General features: G+C 61.1%; 13 protein-coding genes and 1 pseudogene. 11 read left to right on the forward strand and 3 right to left on the reverse strand.

The features are described from left to right. Positions 1-111: 111 nt before the first annotated feature. The 8 genes from gcl to AACW30_RS19140 all read left to right on the forward strand — a co-directional run bounded on the left by gcl (position 112) and on the right by AACW30_RS19140 (position 9,580). Positions 112-1,887, forward strand: coding sequence for a glyoxylate carboligase (gene gcl, locus AACW30_RS19105; RefSeq protein WP_179607024.1), 1,776 nt, complete (start codon positions 112-114; stop codon positions 1,885-1,887). 10 nt (positions 1,888-1,897) lie between these two features. Further along, complete coding sequence (hyi, locus tag AACW30_RS19110) at positions 1,898-2,680, forward strand: hydroxypyruvate isomerase (protein WP_124416852.1); 783 nt, start codon at positions 1,898-1,900, stop codon at positions 2,678-2,680. A 175-nt stretch (positions 2,681-2,855) separates the two neighbouring features. Further along, entirely contained in the window at positions 2,856-3,746 is an 891-nt protein-coding gene (locus AACW30_RS19115; protein ID WP_145165023.1) for a 2-hydroxy-3-oxopropionate reductase, read from the forward strand. A gap of 189 nt (positions 3,747-3,935) precedes the next feature. Continuing rightward, positions 3,936-5,216, forward strand: a complete 1,281-nt coding sequence (locus AACW30_RS19120; RefSeq protein WP_200623033.1) for a glycerate kinase type-2 family protein — start codon at positions 3,936-3,938, stop codon at positions 5,214-5,216. Further along, on the forward strand, positions 5,206-6,621 hold the full coding sequence (gene pyk, locus AACW30_RS19125) for a pyruvate kinase (RefSeq protein WP_106576763.1): 1,416 nt from the start codon (positions 5,206-5,208) through the stop codon (positions 6,619-6,621). The genes AACW30_RS19120 and pyk overlap by 11 nt, the downstream gene beginning before the upstream one ends. A 119-nt stretch (positions 6,622-6,740) precedes the next feature. Further along, on the forward strand, positions 6,741-7,613 hold the full coding sequence (locus AACW30_RS19130) for an urea transporter (protein WP_200623035.1): 873 nt from the start codon (positions 6,741-6,743) through the stop codon (positions 7,611-7,613). Positions 7,614-7,644: 31 nt separating this feature from the next. Beyond that, positions 7,645-8,469, forward strand: a complete 825-nt coding sequence (locus AACW30_RS19135) for an ion transporter (RefSeq protein WP_124416849.1) — start codon at positions 7,645-7,647, stop codon at positions 8,467-8,469. 106 nt (positions 8,470-8,575) lie between these two features. Further along, positions 8,576-9,580 carry a sulfate ABC transporter substrate-binding protein gene (locus AACW30_RS19140; RefSeq protein WP_106576766.1) on the forward strand — a complete coding sequence of 335 codons (1,005 nt, stop codon included), beginning with the start codon at positions 8,576-8,578 and terminating at the stop codon, positions 9,578-9,580. A gap of 132 nt (positions 9,581-9,712) precedes the next feature. Here the strand turns inward: AACW30_RS19140 and AACW30_RS19145 are convergent, their stop codons facing one another. After that, positions 9,713-10,327, reverse strand: coding sequence for a DUF5666 domain-containing protein (locus tag AACW30_RS19145; RefSeq protein WP_106576767.1), 615 nt, complete (start codon positions 10,325-10,327; stop codon positions 9,713-9,715). Positions 10,328-10,505: 178 nt separating this feature from the next. Between AACW30_RS19145 and AACW30_RS19150 the strand changes: the two genes are divergently transcribed. Beyond that, on the forward strand, positions 10,506-11,702 hold the full coding sequence (locus AACW30_RS19150) for an MFS transporter (protein ID WP_106576768.1): 1,197 nt from the start codon (positions 10,506-10,508) through the stop codon (positions 11,700-11,702). Between the two features lie 12 nt (positions 11,703-11,714). On the opposite strand, the pseudogene AACW30_RS19155 reads toward AACW30_RS19150, so the two are convergent. Next, positions 11,715-11,801, reverse strand: a pseudogene (locus tag AACW30_RS19155) (type II toxin-antitoxin system HicB family antitoxin); the annotation flags it as partial. A 295-nt stretch (positions 11,802-12,096) separates the two neighbouring features. Between AACW30_RS19155 and AACW30_RS19160 the strand changes: the two are divergent. After that, the gene (locus AACW30_RS19160; RefSeq protein ID WP_106576769.1) at positions 12,097-12,753 is read left to right on the forward strand and encodes a peroxiredoxin-like family protein; all 657 of its coding nucleotides are present in this window, start codon (positions 12,097-12,099) and stop codon (positions 12,751-12,753) included. A gap of 14 nt (positions 12,754-12,767) precedes the next feature. Further along, positions 12,768-13,682 carry a LysR family transcriptional regulator gene (locus AACW30_RS19165; protein WP_200623037.1) on the forward strand — a complete coding sequence of 305 codons (915 nt, stop codon included), beginning with the start codon at positions 12,768-12,770 and terminating at the stop codon, positions 13,680-13,682. Here AACW30_RS19165 and AACW30_RS19170 read toward each other — a convergent pair. Further along, entirely contained in the window at positions 13,639-15,678 is a 2,040-nt protein-coding gene (locus AACW30_RS19170; RefSeq protein ID WP_200623039.1) for a M10 family metallopeptidase C-terminal domain-containing protein, read from the reverse strand. The genes AACW30_RS19165 and AACW30_RS19170 overlap by 44 nt on opposite strands. Positions 15,679-15,936 lie beyond the last annotated feature (258 nt).

Consider the following 15,936-nt stretch of genomic DNA (forward strand, 5'->3'; position numbering starts at 1 on the left):
CTCGCGTAAAGGCCAGTTTATAAAATGCATTGACCTGCCCCGCTCGCCGTGAATACACTTCGACCAGAAACCACTTGTATACAATTACAAAACGCAAGAGGCACCAAAACCATGAGCAAAATGAGAGCAATCGAAGCCGCCGTCCTGGTGATGCGCCGTGAAGGCGTAGACACCGCCTTCGGTATTCCAGGCGCCGCCATTAACCCGCTGTATTCGGCCTTGCAGAAGGTCGGTGGCATCGATCACGTCCTTGCTCGCCACGTTGAAGGCGCCTCGCACATGGCCGAGGGCTACACCCGCACCAAGGCCGGCAATATCGGTGTGTGCATCGGTACCTCGGGCCCGGCGGGCACCGACATGGTCACCGGCCTGTACAGCGCCTCGGCCGACTCGATCCCGATTCTGTGCATCACCGGCCAGGCCCCGCGTGCACGCATGCACAAAGAGGATTTCCAGGCCGTCGACATCACCAGCATCGTCAAGCCGGTGACCAAGTGGGCGACCACCGTCCTGGAGCCGGGCCAAGTGCCTTACGCGTTCCAGAAAGCCTTCTATGAAATGCGCTCCGGCCGCCCAGGCCCGGTGCTGATCGACCTGCCATTCGACGTGCAGATGGCCGAGATCGAATTCGACATCGACGCCTACCAGCCGCTGCCCCTGGCCAAACCATTGGCCACGCGCATCCAGGTCGAAAAAGCGTTGGCGCTGCTGGACCAGGCCGAACGGCCATTGCTGGTCAGCGGTGGCGGCGTGATCAACGCCGATGCCAGCGAACTGCTGGTGGAGTTCGCCGAGTTGACCGGCATCCCGGTAATCCCGACGCTGATGGGCTGGGGCACGATCCCGGACGATCACCCGCAGATGGTCGGCATGGTCGGTCTGCAAACCTCGCACCGCTATGGCAACGCGACGCTGCTCAAATCGGACGTAGTGCTGGGCATCGGCAACCGCTGGGCCAACCGCCACACCGGCTCGGTGGAGGTGTACACCGAAGGGCGCAAATTCATCCACGTCGACATCGAGCCGACGCAGATTGGCCGCGTGTTCACCCCGGACCTGGGCATCGTTTCCGATGCCGGCTCCGCCCTGACGATGTTCATTGAAGTGGCCCGCGAGTGGAAAGCCGCCGGCAAACTCAAGGACCGCAGCGCCTGGCTGCACGACTGCCAGGAGCGCAAGGCCACCCTGCACCGCAAGACCCATTTCGACAACGTGCCGGTCAAGCCGCAACGCGTGTATGAAGAGATGAACCAGGTGTTCGGCAAAGACACCTGCTACGTCAGCACCATCGGCCTGTCGCAGATTGCCGGCGCGCAATTCCTGCACGTCTACAAGCCACGTCACTGGATCAACTGCGGCCAGGCCGGTCCCTTGGGCTGGACCATTCCGGCCGCGCTCGGTGTGGTCAAGGCTGACCCGAGCCGCAAAGTGGTGGCGCTGTCGGGCGACTATGACTTCCAGTTCATGATCGAAGAGCTGGCCGTGGGCGCGCAGTTCAAGCTGCCGTACATCCACGTGGTGGTGAACAACTCCTACCTCGGGTTGATCCGCCAGGCCCAGCGCGGGTTTGAGATGGACTACTGCGTGCAGCTGTCCTTCGACAACCTCAACGCCCCGGAACTCAATGGGTATGGCGTCGATCACGTGGCCGTCGCCGAAGGCCTGGGGTGCAAGGCACTGCGTGTATTCGAACCGGGCCAGATCGCCCCGGCGCTGCGCAAGGCCAAGGAAATGATCGAAGAATTCAAGGTTCCGGTGATTGTTGAGATTATTCTGGAGCGCGTGACCAATATTTCCATGGGCACCGAGATCAACGCCGTCAACGAATTCGAAGATCTGGCCCTGGTCGGCAACGATGCGCCGACTGCCATTTCCCTGCTCGATTAAGGAGAACCCTATGCCGCGTTTTGCCGCCAACCTGTCCATGCTGTTTACCGAGCAGGACTTTCTCGCCCGTTTCAAAGCGGCTGCCGATGCCGGCTTCCAGGGGGTCGAGTACCTGTTCCCGTACGAGTTCAGCTCCGCCGAGATCAAGGCGCACCTGGACGCCAATGGCCTGACCCAAGTGCTGTTCAACTTGCCGGCCGGTGACTGGGCCAAGGGCGAACGCGGCGTGGCGTGCCACCCGGACCGGGTCGAGGAATTCCGCGCCGGGGTCAAGCTGGCCATCGCCTACGCCCAGGTGCTGGGCAATACCCAGATCAACTGCCTGGCCGGCATCCGGCCGCAAGGCGTTGACGACCAAACCGTGGAAAAAACCTTTGTCGCCAACCTCAAGTACGCCGCCGACAAGCTGCAAGCCGCGGGCATCAAGCTGGTCATGGAGATGATCAACACCCGTGACATCCCGGGCTTCTACCTCAACAACACGGCGCAGGCCCTGTCGATTCGCGAGCAGGTGGGCAGTGCCAACCTGTTCCTGCAGTACGACATCTATCACATGCAAATCATGGAAGGCGATCTGGCCCGGACCATGGCCGCGCACCTGGATGAGATCAACCACATCCAGCTGGCGGACAACCCGGGGCGTAACGAGCCGGGAACCGGGGAGATCAACTATCGCTTCCTGTTCGAGCATCTGGACCGCATTGGTTATACGGGTTGGGTCGGCTGTGAATACAAGCCGTTGACCACGACTGAAGCGGGTCTTGGCTGGCTCAAGAGCCACAACGCTATCTGATTGAACAAACACGGACCAAATGTGGGAGCGGGCTTGCTCGCGAAAGCGGTGTATCAGTCGACATCAATGCTGAGTGTCAGACTGCCTTCGCGAGCAAGCCCGCTCCCACATTGGATGTCCTGTGTTTAGACGGCCGTGCCAGGCCCATACACCTAATAAAAAGAGGATTTTGATCATGGCTAAAATCGGATTTATCGGCACCGGCATCATGGGCGAACCCATGGCTGCGAACCTGCAGAAAGCAGGTCACCAACTGTTCCTCTCCGAACACCACGGCAAAGCCCCGCAGGCCCTGATCGACGCGGGCGCAGTGGCCCTGGCCAACCCGCAGCAAGTGGCGCAGGAAGCCGAGTTCATCATCGTCATGGTGCCCGACACTCCGCAGGTCGATGACGTGCTGTTCCGCAAGGATGGCGTCGCGGCCGGCCTGTCGCCGAACAAGGTGGTGATCGACATGAGTTCGATCTCGCCCACCGCCACCAAGGCGTTCGCGGCGAAGATCAACGAAACCGGCGCGCAGTACCTTGACGCCCCGGTGTCCGGCGGTGAAGTCGGCGCCAAGGCCGGCACCTTGAGCATCATGGTCGGTGGCGAGCCGCAGACCTTCGAACGCGCTTTGCCCCTGTTCCAGAGCATGGGCAAGAACATCACCCTGGTCGGCGGCAACGGCGATGGCCAGACCGCCAAGGTCGCCAACCAGATCATCGTCGCGCTGAATATTCAGGCGGTGGCCGAAGCGCTGCTGTTCGCCTCGAAAAACGGCGCCGACCCGGCCAAGGTGCGTGAAGCGCTGATGGGCGGCTTTGCTTCCTCGAAGATTCTGGAAGTGCATGGCGAGCGCATGATCAAAGGCACCTTCGATCCGGGCTTCCGCATCAACCTGCACCAGAAGGATTTGAACCTGGCACTGGCCGGTGCCAAGGAGCTGGGCATCAACCTGCCGAACACCGCCGGTACGCAGCAGGTGTTCAGTACCTGCACGGCGATTGGCGGCGGCAATTGGGACCATTCGGCGCTGATCAAGGGCCTGGAGCACATGGCGAATTTTTCGATTCGCGATAAGTAACCCACACCGCTCCTCCCGTTGAAATGCGGTCGAATGTGGGAGCGGGCTTGCTCGCGAATGCGCCAGGTCAGTCAGCACGGATGTTGAATGAAAGACCGCATTCGCGGGCAAGCCCGCTCCCACATTTGATCGCATTCCACATTCGACATTGATGCACCTCTAATAACAAAAATTTCCGGGAGCCCGCTTATGTCGGTCGATCCGCAACACCTGCTTCGCGAGCTGTTTGCCACAGCCATCGACGCCGCCCACCCCCGGCAAGTGCTTGAACCTTATCTGCCCGCCGACCGCAGCGGCCGTGTGATCGTGATCGGCGCCGGCAAAGCCGCGGCGGCCATGGCTCTCGTGGTCGAGGAGTGCTGGCAAGGCGACGTCTCGGGCCTGGTGGTCACCCGCTACGGCCACGGCGCACCGTGCAAAAAAATCGAAGTGGTCGAAGCCGCGCATCCGGTGCCCGATGCCGCCGGCCTGGCGGTGGCCAAACGCGTGCTGGCACTGATCGGCAACCTCACCGAAGACGACCGCGTGATCTTCCTGCTCTCCGGTGGCGGTTCGGCCTTGCTGGCCTTGCCCGCCGAAGGCATCACCCTGGCCGACAAGCAGACCGTCAACAAAGCCCTGCTCAAATCCGGCGCGACCATTGGCGAGATGAATTGCGTGCGCAAGCACCTCTCGGCGATCAAGGGCGGGCGCCTGGCCAAGGCGGCTTGGCCGGCAACGGTCTACACCTACGCGATCTCCGACGTGCCGGGCGATCAGGCCACCGTCATCGCCTCCGGCCCCACCGTCGGCGACCCCAGCACCTCGCAGCAAGCCCTGGCAATCCTCAAGCGTTACAGCATCGACGCGCCCGCTTCGGTGCGCAGCTGGTTGCAAGACCCCGCGTCGGAAACCGTCAAGCCCGGCGACCCGGTGCTCGCGCGCAGCCACTTCCAACTGATCGCCCGCCCACAGCAGTCGCTGGAAGCCGTGGCGGTGAAAGTGCGCCAGGCCGGGTTCAGCCCGCTGATCCTCGGCGACCTCGAAGGCGAAGCGCGGGATGTGGCCAAGGTGCACGCCGGCATTGCCCGGCAGATCGTGCAGCATGGCCAGCCGCTGGCGGCACCGTGCGTGATCCTCTCCGGCGGTGAAACCACCGTCACCGTGCGCGGCGATGGCCGTGGTGGGCGCAATGCCGAGTTCCTGCTCAGCCTCACCGACAGCCTCAAGGGCCTGCCCGGCGTCTACGCCCTGGCCGGCGACACCGACGGCATCGACGGCTCGGAAGACAACGCCGGCGCGATCATGACCCCCACCAGCTACGCCCGCGCCGAAGCCCTGGGCCTGTCGGCCAGCGACGAGCTGGACAACAACAATGGCTACGGCTATTTCGCCGCCCTCGACGGCTTGATCATCACCGAGCCGACCCGCACCAACGTCAATGACTTCCGCGCCATCCTGATTCTTGAGACTGCCAAACATGACGCCTGACAAGAAGGTCAAAATCCTCGCCACCCTGGGCCCGGCCACCGACGGCATCGATGACATCCGCGAGCTGGTGGAGGCCGGGGTGAATATCTTTCGCCTCAACTTCAGCCATGGCGACCACGCCGATCATGCCCAACGCTACCAGTGGATCCGCCAGGTGGAGCGCCAGCTCAATTACCCGCTGGGCATCCTGATGGACCTGCAAGGGCCGAAGCTGCGCGTCGGCACGTTTGCCGAGGGCAAGGTGCAACTGGTGCGTGGCCAGGCGTTGCGCCTGGACCTGGACCCAACGCCGGGCGATCAATGCCGGGTCAACCTGCCCCACCCGGAAATCATCGCGGCGCTGGAGCCGGGCATGGACCTGCTGCTCGACGACGGCAAGCTGCGCCTGCGGGTGATCACCAAACATGCCGAGGCCATCGACACCACCGTGCTCAATGGCGGCGAACTGTCCGACCGCAAAGGCGTGAACGTGCCACAAGCCTTGCTGGAACTCAGCCCGCTGACCGCCAAGGACCGCCGCGACCTGAGCTTCGGCCTGGAGCTGGGCGTGGACTGGGTGGCGCTGTCATTCGTGCAGCGCCCGGAAGATATCCGCGAGGCCCGCGAGTTGATCGGCGACAAGGCGTTTTTGATGGCCAAGATCGAAAAACCGTCTGCCGTCCTACGCTTGCAGGAAATCGCTGAGCTGAGTGACGCAATCATGGTGGCCAGAGGCGACCTGGGCGTGGAAGTGCCCGCCGAAAGCGTGCCGCAGATCCAGAAAGACATCATCAGCACCTGCCGCCAGCTGGGCAAACCGGTGGTGGTGGCCACGCAGATGCTCGAATCCATGCGCTTTTCGCCTGCGCCAACCCGCGCCGAAGTGACGGATGTGGCCAACGCGGTGGCCGAAGGCGCCGACGCGGTGATGCTGTCGGCGGAAACCGCTTCGGGTGAATACCCGCTGGAAGCCGTGCAGATGATGAGCAAGATCATCCGCCAAGTGGAAAACGGCCCGGACTACCAGACGCAGCTGGACGTCAGCCGGCCGAAGGCGGACGCCACGGTGTCAGACGCGATCAGCTGCGCGATTCGGCGTATCAGCAGCATTCTGCCGGTGGCGGTGCTGGTCAACTACAGCGAGTCCGGCAGCTCCAGCCTGCGCGCGGCGCGGGAGCGGCCGGTGGCGCCGATCCTCAACCTTACGCCAAACCTGTCCACAGCGCGGCGCTTGAGCGTGGCGTGGGGCGTGCATTCGGTGGTCAACGATCGACTGCGCCAGGTGGATGAGGTGTGTTCCACGGCGCTGGAGATTGCTCAGGCGCAAGGCATGGCGCAGCGCGGGGATACGTTGGTGATTACGGCGGGGGTGCCGTTCGGGCAGCCGGGGTCGACCAACTCGTTGCGCATCGAAACGTTGATTTAGCGTCTGTAAGTGCCCCATCGCGAGCAAGCCCGCTCCCACATTTTGATCTGTAATGCATTCAAATGTGGGAGCTGGCTTGCCTGCGATTGGGGACGACTCCGTCTCACTGACTAACCACCATGCACAACCCAACCTGCCCCGACTGGGCCGAAGCCCTGCTCAACGGTTTCAGCCAGATCTTCCTGCAACGCCAGCCACTGTGTGGCTTGCTGTGCCTGCTGGCCATCCTGATCGGCGCCCCGGCCTTATTCGGCGGCGCATTATTGGGTGGCGTCGCCGGTTTGCTCACGGCCCAGCGCCGGGGTTATCCCAAGGCCGAACGCCAAGCTGGCCTTTACAGCTACAACGGCGTGCTGCTGGGCTTGCTGATCAGCCAGCACTTCGCCTGGTCGGCCTTATTGCCGCCGCTGATCCTGGCGTGCGGCGGCCTGAGTGCGATGCTCACGCGGCAATGGTTGAAACACGCCACTGCGCCGCATGACTTGCCCGCCTACACCGCGCCCTTTGTGGGCCTCGGCTGGTTGCTGGTGGGCACAGTGCCTGACAGCACATTCACGCTCACCGCACCCGACACCCTGGACGTGCTCACCGCACCCTTCACCGGGCTTGCGCAAATCATGCTGCTGGACCGGCCGTTGGCTGGCGCGCTGATTGCGCTTGGCCTGTTGCTGGCCAACCGCCGCGCCGCGCTATGGGCACTCACGGGCGCCGCTACCGGCGTGTTGATCGCCCTGTGGCTGGACGAACCGGCCAGCGCCCTCCTCGGTCTACACAGCTATAACCCGGCGCTGGCCGCGCTGGCGTTAAGCCAGTCATGCCGCCGACCCTGGCAGCCGCTGCTCGGCATCCTTCTGGCGGTCATCCTCACGCCCGGTTTCACCGCCCTGCACCTGCCCGCATTGACGGCCCCGTTTGTCCTGGCCTGCTGGCTGGTACGCGCCAGCCAGCGGATGTTCAAAGCCCGCGTGGACAGCCCGTTCGAATCCCCCTAGGCTTGCCCGATATTCGATTTGGGCGGGTTTTATGGACAGCAACAACGACTGGCGTCAGCGCCTCTATGTAATGGTGTTCCAAAGCGACACCGTGGCCGGCCGGCGCTTCGACAGCACCCTGTTGCTGATCATCCTCGCCAGCCTTGTGATCGTGATCCTCGACAGTATCCAGACCGTCCACGATAACTACGCCGACGTGCTGGCCTATATCGAGTGGGGCTTTACCGTCATCTTCGCCATCGAATACGGCCTGCGGCTGTATTGCTCGCCCAAGCCGTTGCGCTATGCGTTCAGTTTTTATGGGCTGGTGGATTTACTCGCCATCGTGCCCGGCATCCTCGCGCTGTATTACAGCGACGCGCAGTACCTGCTGATCATCCGCATTATCCGGATGCTGCGGATTTTCCGCGTGCTCAAGCTCAGCCCGTACCTCAAGCAAGCCAACTATCTGATGGCGGCGCTGCGTGGCAGCAAGCAGAAGATCGTGGTGTTTCTGCTGAGCGTGTGCACCCTGGTGACCGTATTCGGCACGCTGATGTACGTGATCGAAGGCCCGGAACACGGGTTTACCAGTATTCCCAAAGGCATCTACTGGGCGATCGTGACGCTGACCACCGTGGGCTTTGGCGACATCGTGCCGAAGACTCCGCTGGGCCAGGTCATCTCGTCGCTGGTGATGATCACCGGTTATTCGATCATCGCCGTGCCCACGGGGATTTTTACCGCTGAATTGGCCAGTGCGATGCGCGGCGAACAGCTGCAGCACGATTGCCCGGTGTGCAAGAAAGACAACCACGAGCCCAACGCAGCGTTTTGCTCGCGCTGTGGCAGCAATCTGTTTCGCAAAGTGGAATAAGCAAAGTTCGTTTTAATCTTTAAACGTCTATACGGGCGCGGCTATAGTCGGTGGCAAAATGCCCCCCACTCAATCGACAACCTTCTCGAACAACAAGGAATGAGCAGTGAAAAAACTCGTTAGCGCCTCTTTACTGGCCGCCGGCCTAGCCCTGGCGGGCGCCGTACAGGCTGCCCCCGTCACACTGCTCAACGTCTCCTATGACGTGATGCGCGACTTCTACAAAGACTATAACGCCGCCTTCCAGAAGCACTGGGAAGCCGAGCACCCGAACGACAAGCTGACCTTGCAGATGTCCTTCGGCGGCTCCAGTAAACAGGCGCGCTCGGTGATCGACGGCCTGCCGGCTGACGTGATCACCATGAACATGGCCACCGACATCAATGCCCTGGCGGACAACGGCAAGCTGGTGCCGGACAACTGGGTCACCCGCCTGCCGAACAACAGCGCGCCGTTTACCTCCGCCACGGTGTTTATCGTGCGCAAGGGCAACCCCAAGGCCCTCAAAGACTGGCCGGACCTGCTCAAGGATGGCGTGCAAGTGATCGTGCCCAACCCGAAAACCTCGGGTAATGGCCGCTACACCTACCTGTCGGCCTGGGGTTATGTGCTCAAGAACGGCGGCGATGAAGACAAGGCGAAGAAGTTCGTTGGCGAATTGTTCAAACACGCGCCAGTGCTGGACACCGGCGGCCGTGCAGCCACCACCACGTTCATGACCAACCAGATCGGCGACGTGCTGGTGACCTTTGAAAACGAGGCAGAAATGATCGCGCGTGAGTTCGGCCGTGATCAGTTCGAAGTGATCTACCCAAGCGTTTCCGCCGAAGCGGAGCCACCGGTGTCGGTGGTCGACAAAGTGGTTGAGAAAAAAGGCACCCGCGTGGCGGCCGAAGATTACTTGAAGTACCTGTGGTCGCCTGAAGGTCAGGAAATCGCAGCCAACAACTATCTGCGTCCCCGCGACCCGAAGGTGTTGGCCAAGTACACCGACCGCTTCCCGAAAGTCGACTTCCTGTCGGTGGAGAAGACCTTTGGTGACTGGCGCACCGTGCAGAAAACCCACTTCAATGATGGTGGGATTTTTGATCAGATCTACAGCGGTCAGTAACTGAATAAATGCGGTAAACAATGTGGGAGCGGGCTTGCTCGCGAAGGCGGTGGTTCAATCGATTGATTCGATGACTGACACTGCGCTTTCGCGAGCAAGCCCGCTTCCACATTTGGCTCTGTGTTTTGGCCGTTACATCGGCGGTGTCACGCCGTCCTTACCAGCCGAAATCGCCTGAGCGGTAACCGTCCCATCCGCCGCCTGCGATGCAAACATCACCACCTTCACACCGGGCTTCAACAAACTGCGATCCCCTGGCTCCAGGTTGACGATCGGCACATCATCCGGCACCACAATCTTCTGCTCGCCGCCTTTGTACTTCACGGTCAAGGTGCGCCCGTTGCTGACCACCAGATCGCCGACGGTGCCGTTGGTCATGCTGCTGCCTTCTTTCAAGTCAAACGCACGGTGCCCATCGCCCGTGCCGGCCATGGCCGGTGGAAACACGTGAACTTCCAGAGCAGTCAGGGTGCCATCGGCATTCGGCATGGCGGCCGACCCGATGTAGCTGCCGGGTTTGATTTCATCAATCTTGGCCAGGGTGACGGCGCGGACCTGGGTGTCTTTGGTCAGGTGCACGGTGACGTCTGCGCCGCTGTTGACCTTGACGTGCATTGCGTCGCCATCGATCGCCGTAATGGCGCCGCGCACACCGACCCGCGGAGCCTCGGCGGCATTGGCCAAGCCAATGGCCATGGCGGCGGCCAGGGTTGAAGCCAGGATCATCTTGTTCAGCGAAATTTTCATGAAAGTGGATTTCCTGTTTCGGCAGTTGTGACTGAATGTATCATTGCCGTTCGACTCAAAAGTTAACGATTCAGTCATTAATTTGCGGCATGAGTGTTATCACCCACAGCGCCCTACTCCGGCCATGCGATTGTCTTTACTCTCGCACGCCCTCTTCCTTCGCTTTAACGAGAACACCATGAACGCTACCCCACACGCTTCAAGCACCATGACCCGAGGCATGGTGATGCTGTTTGCGTTCTGTTGCGGCGCCATTGTTGCCAACATCTACTACGCCCAACCGATCATCGAACTGATTGCACCCGACATTGGCCTGACGCCGGCGATGGCCAGCCTGATCGTGTCCCTGACACAAATCGGCTACGCCTTGGGCCTGTTTTTTCTGGTGCCGCTGGGTGACTTGCTGGAAAACCGCAAGCTGATGATCGCCACCACCGTGTTGGCCATCGCCAGCCTACTGGGTGCTGCCTTTACCGAGCAGCCGAATTTGTTCCTGCTTGTGTCGTTGCTGATCGGCTTCAGTTCTGTCTCGGTGCAAATCCTGATCCCGCTGGCGGCGCACCTGGCGCCCGCCGAATCCCGGGGCCGCGTGGTTGGCAGCATCATGGGCGGCCTGTTGCTCGGCATTCTGCTGGCACGGCCGGTGTCCAGCGTGGTGGCCGACCACTTCGGCTGGCGCGCGATGTTCATGGCCGCCGCGGCATTGATGGCCTTCATCAGCGTGGTCCTGCTGATGACCATCCCCAAGCGCCAGCCCGACCACAGCGCCAGCTACGGCCAGCTGCTGCGCTCCCTTGGCACGCTGCTGCGCCAGCAACCGGTCCTGCGCCAGCGCGCGTTCTACCAGGGTTGCATGTTCGCCACGTTCAGCCTGTTCTGGACTGCCGCCCCGCTGGAACTGTCGCGCAACCACGGCTTGAGCCAAAGCGAGATCGCGCTGTTCGCCCTGGTCGGTGCCTTGGGCGCCATCGCCGCGCCTATCGCTGGCCGCCTGGCCGACGCCGGCCACACGCACCGCGCTTCGCTGCTGGCGATGCTGTTTGCCGCCTTGAGCTTTTTGCCCGCCTTCGTGCATCCGCTGTACAGCGTGATCGGCCTGGCCGTCACCGGTGTGGTGCTGGACTTCTGCGTGCAGATGAACATGGTCCTCGGCCAACGCGCCATCTACGCCCTCGACGCCAACAGCCGCAGCCGCTTGAACGCGCTGTACATGACCAGCATCTTCATCGGCGGCGCCTTCGGCTCGGCGATTGCCAGCAGTGTGTATGAACACGGCGGCTGGCTGGGCGTGATGCTGGTGGGCAGTGCGTTCCCACTGGTGGCGTTGTTGCGGTTCCTGAGTGCTTCGCGCACGGTGGCCGTTGCCACAGCCTGACCGCAACCAGGCGCGCACCAACTTCTCCAGGGCCGCATCCGCCAGAAATGACGAGCGGCTTTTAACCTTGTGCTCGCGCACATAGCGGTCGATTCGTTGGTTGCATGAATGCTCTGCTCAACACTGAAACAGCCCGGCGCGTTTCCTGATGCTTTTGACGGTGCCCAGGGGCACGTCCTTCTTGGCCCGGCTTGATAAACGTAACCCTGGAGTTATTTGCTCAAGCGCAGATTGCTTTAACGGGAGTGGCGGCTGTATGTCTAAAGGGTAGAAATAAGCGGTGTTTATTCCCGCAGGGCATAATTGCTATGCGCCTCACCCTGCTTCTTCGCCCGCCCCGCCGCGCCCATTATCCCTCCCGCCAACTCGGCTTATCTCCTGAGGGAATATCGCAATGACACTTCAAGCCACACTTGATGCCTTCCGTGCTGACTTCAAAGCCGGCAAGCCTCCCTACAACGCGCCGGCGCATATCCATCCGATCATGGAACGCGCCACAGCCGAGCTGATTGCGTCCGGCGCCGCACAGCGTGCGTTGAAGGTGGGTGACAAGGCGCCGTTGTTCAGTCTCAAGGATGCCAACGGTACGTGGGTGTCTTCAGCCGATCTGTTGGCCAACGGCCCCTTGGTGCTGACGTTCTACCGCGGCGTGTGGTGCCCGTATTGCAATATGGAGCTGCAAGCGCTGCAAACCTTTTTGCCGACGTTGAAAGACCACGGCGCGAGCCTGCTGGCCCTGTCGCCGCAGACTGCCGCCAACAGCCGTAAATCCGAACGCATCACCGAGCTGGGTTTCCCGATCCTCAGCGATACCCACAACGACGTTGCCGATGCATTCGGCCTGCGCTTTCAACTGCCGGACTACCTGATCGAACTCTACAAGGCCCTGGGCAACAACTTGCCGCTGATCAATGACGACCCGGCCTGGACCCTGCCGATGCCAGCGCGCTACGTGATCGGCCAGGACAGCGTGATTCGTTACGCCGAGGTCAACCCGGATTACACTCAACGCCCAGAACCGTCGGCGATGCTCGACGCCCTCACCCAATAACCCAAGGACACCCGATGGACCGCCTCACCGCCATGGAAACCTTCGTGAACGTGGTCGAAACCGGCTCGTTCTCAGCTGCCGCCAAACGCTTGGGGATAGGCCAGCCTGCTGTCTCCAAAAGCATCGCGCAATTGGAAGCGCGCCTGGCGGTGCGGTTGGTGTTGCGCTCCACGCGCGGCCTGACACCGACCGAGGCAGGCCTGGTGTTTTTCGAAAAAGCCAGGCGCGCCATCGACGAAGCCAACGAGGCCGACGACGCCGCGCGCGGTGCAGGCGCCGGGCTGTCGGGCAACTTGCGCATCAGCGCCGCAACCACCTTCGCCCGGTTGCACATCATTCCTCACCTGGGCGCGTTCCTGGCGCAATACCCCGCCGTGAACGTCGAAGTGGTGCTCAACGACCACAGCCTCAACCTGGTGGAAGAAGGCATCGACGTTGCCCTGCGCATGGGCAACTTGAGCGACTCGGGCCTTACCGCCCGCAAGATCGGCCAATCCCCGCGGCAAATCCTCGCCACCCCGGCCTACTTCGAACGCTGTGGCGAGCCGGCCACCCCGGCGGATTTGCTGCAACACCAGGCAATCATCTACAGCCTGGGCGGCGGCTCAAACTGGACGTTCAGCCAGGGCGACAGTCACTACCCGGTCGTCGCCCGCGGCCGCATCCGCGTCACCGCCGCAGAGGGCGTGCGCGCCGCGGTGCTGAACCATTTGGGCCTGACCATGGCATCGACCTGGATGTTTGCCCCGGAACTGGCGAGTGGTGAGGTCAAGCCCGTGCTGACCGATTGGCAACTGCCGCCGATTGATTTATGGGCAGTGTTCCCCACTGGCAGGATGGCGAGTGCCAAGGCACGCGCGTTTGTGGAGTATGTGCAAACCCTGATCAGCGCCGATGCGCAGTCAGGCCAAGCACATCCTGGGGCTTGATCAAACGCGCGCTCTTGATCAGGAAGTCAGACCGGCGGTGGCCCAGCAGGTCGATGCCCACAACGTAGCGGCCGCTCTGTGGGTGGTAGTTGATCACGGTGTCGCCAACGTGCCCCGTATAGTCTTGCACCAGGCGCAAGGGGGTTGCGTACTGTTTGGCCAGTGCCCTCAGATCGACAGTGTCCTCGCCACTGGCGAAATCCATGAGCACATCGGCATCGTGACCGGTCGAGTCACTGGCCTGGTCATATTTGAACGTGTTTCTACCGCCCACACCCCAGAGCACATCGCCGCCAGCACCGCCAGTGAGGACGTTGTCCACCGCGTTGCCAATGAGCGTGTCCTGGCCGGAGCCGCCAATCGCATTCTCCACGACAACGCCTTTGGCGATGGCGACGTTGTTGCGCAGACCGCCCACACTGGAGGCGGAGTTATGGCGCAAATCGATGGTTTGGTGATGCTCGAAACCGGAAAAATCCAGGGTGTCATTGCCACCCGCGTCCTGTACCAGGAAACGCGGCGCGCCGCTGCCGGCATGCAGGCTGCTTGAGCGGTCACCGCTGTTGGCGTTGAAGCCATAGACGGTATCGTGCGCCTTGAGGCCCGATGGAAGCCCCGGCGTGGAGCTGCGTTGGCGTTTGATGCCCGTCAGCCCAAGCCCGGACCCGGTGCCCGTGACAATGTCACTGGCGCGAATCCTCCCCACACTGTTGAGAAACAAATCGGCTTTGCCCTGGCCGGTAAGGTCAAGGCTCAAACTGCCAGCGCCACTGCTCTGGTCATGGCTGAGGACGATCTCGCCGGCTCGTCCCGTGAACTGCTCAACCACGTAAAAATGCCTGAAGGAGGTATTTTTCAACAGGCCGGAAAGATCGATTCTGTCGGTGCCACTGCTGAAATCAAGAATCTCGTCTGGCTGGCCAAGCGTAGAATCGCTTGCCCTGTCGTACACAAAAACATCCGCGCCGCCACCGCCGCGCAACCTGTCCGCGCCCGCGCCACCGCGGAGCCTGTTGCCCACCTCGTTGCCGTTGATTTGGTCGTTGCCCGAACCGCCGACAGCGTTTTCCAGCGTAACGCCTTTGGCGATGGATACATTGCCCTTCAAGCTGCCCACACTGGAAAACGACTCAGCGTGCAGGTTGATGACCTGATCCTGGGAAAACCCGGAAACGTCCAGCGTGTCATTGCCGCCCCCATCCCAAATGCAAAAGATCGGCGCATCGTTCGCGGACTCAAGGCTCAAGTGATCACGGCCCGTGTTGGAGTTGAACCCGTAGGTCGTGTCGGTAGGTCGCGTATTGAAATTGGCACCGTAGAGTTTTTGTATCGCGCCAATGTCATCTTTCATCGGCACGCACGGATGGCGCCGTTGGAAGTCATGGCCCGGTTGATTGGTTTCATCCCAATAACTCATTACGCTGCAGGCCTTGGTGTCTTGCTCGTATGCGGTCTGTGCATAGGTGTGCACTCGCTTGCCATATTCGCCAGGGTGACCAAGGCCCAGGGCGTGCCCCAACTCATGAACTGCGGTAAATAAAAAGTAATCGCCGTGAGCGGGGACTTCGCGAGCGCCCTGCGTTCCAATGGTGGTTTTCATGTCACCGTAATACTGATTGGGTAACTGTGACACGCCACCACTGGTACGAGGATCGGCTGCAATGGTTATTGAACCGTCGGCGCAGGTTGAATTTTCTTTGAATATAATCGTGGTCACGTCTTGCCACATTTGAAGTGCCTGGCGAATGGACACTTTTTGTTGGGCAGAGAACTTTTCGTCAAGGGTAAAAGACAATTCGATTTTACCGTCGCCATCGCGATCGTAATGGCGATAGCCTCCCCGCAGGATCTGGTTGGCGGCCTCCTGCGTGCCAAAAGCGGGCTTCTGGGCTGGCGCCATGGAGACGTGGGCAGGGTGTGTGAAAGCCGGTGCACTGGATTCAGGCAATTTAGGCTGATGTAGATGATGGGCAACAAATGAAGTGGCAACGCGCATATAACATCCTTTGAAAACATTAAGCCGACCCGAAACAGGGCCCAGGACGCGGCAACCCACTTAACCGCCAAACTAACCTCCCACATCAAAAAACCGCGCACCAGCCCTGACTATGTTTCACGCCCAAACATATAACAACTGGATACATACACTTCACATCCACACACAAGAATAATCATATACGCGCACTACACACTCAAACCCTCGCCCGAAAACAGGGACTTTAAAACACTGTAAAACATATAAAGTTTAGAAAAC

Source organism: Pseudomonas sp. MF6747 (genome assembly GCF_963890955.1).
In the GTDB taxonomy this organism is placed as follows: Bacteria; Pseudomonadota; Gammaproteobacteria; order Pseudomonadales; family Pseudomonadaceae; genus Aquipseudomonas.

Excerpts from the sequence above, each read along its gene's own strand:
- AACW30_RS19170 (WP_200623039.1), bottom strand. The coding sequence starts at position 15,678 with ATGCGCGTTGCCACTTCATTTGTTGCCCATCATCTACATCAGCCTAAA.
- pyk (WP_106576763.1), top strand. The coding sequence starts at position 5,206 with ATGACGCCTGACAAGAAGGTCAAAATCCTCGCCACCCTGGGCCCGGCC.
- AACW30_RS19135 (WP_124416849.1), top strand. The coding sequence starts at position 7,645 with ATGGACAGCAACAACGACTGGCGTCAGCGCCTCTATGTAATGGTGTTC.
- AACW30_RS19160 (WP_106576769.1), top strand. The coding sequence starts at position 12,097 with ATGACACTTCAAGCCACACTTGATGCCTTCCGTGCTGACTTCAAAGCC.
- AACW30_RS19120 (WP_200623033.1), top strand. The coding sequence starts at position 3,936 with ATGTCGGTCGATCCGCAACACCTGCTTCGCGAGCTGTTTGCCACAGCC.
- hyi (WP_124416852.1), top strand. The coding sequence starts at position 1,898 with ATGCCGCGTTTTGCCGCCAACCTGTCCATGCTGTTTACCGAGCAGGAC.
- gcl (WP_179607024.1), top strand. The coding sequence starts at position 112 with ATGAGCAAAATGAGAGCAATCGAAGCCGCCGTCCTGGTGATGCGCCGT.
- AACW30_RS19150 (WP_106576768.1), top strand. The coding sequence starts at position 10,506 with ATGAACGCTACCCCACACGCTTCAAGCACCATGACCCGAGGCATGGTG.
- AACW30_RS19115 (WP_145165023.1), top strand. The coding sequence starts at position 2,856 with ATGGCTAAAATCGGATTTATCGGCACCGGCATCATGGGCGAACCCATG.
- AACW30_RS19130 (WP_200623035.1), top strand. The coding sequence starts at position 6,741 with ATGCACAACCCAACCTGCCCCGACTGGGCCGAAGCCCTGCTCAACGGT.
- AACW30_RS19165 (WP_200623037.1), top strand. The coding sequence starts at position 12,768 with ATGGACCGCCTCACCGCCATGGAAACCTTCGTGAACGTGGTCGAAACC.
- AACW30_RS19145 (WP_106576767.1), bottom strand. The coding sequence starts at position 10,327 with ATGAAAATTTCGCTGAACAAGATGATCCTGGCTTCAACCCTGGCCGCC.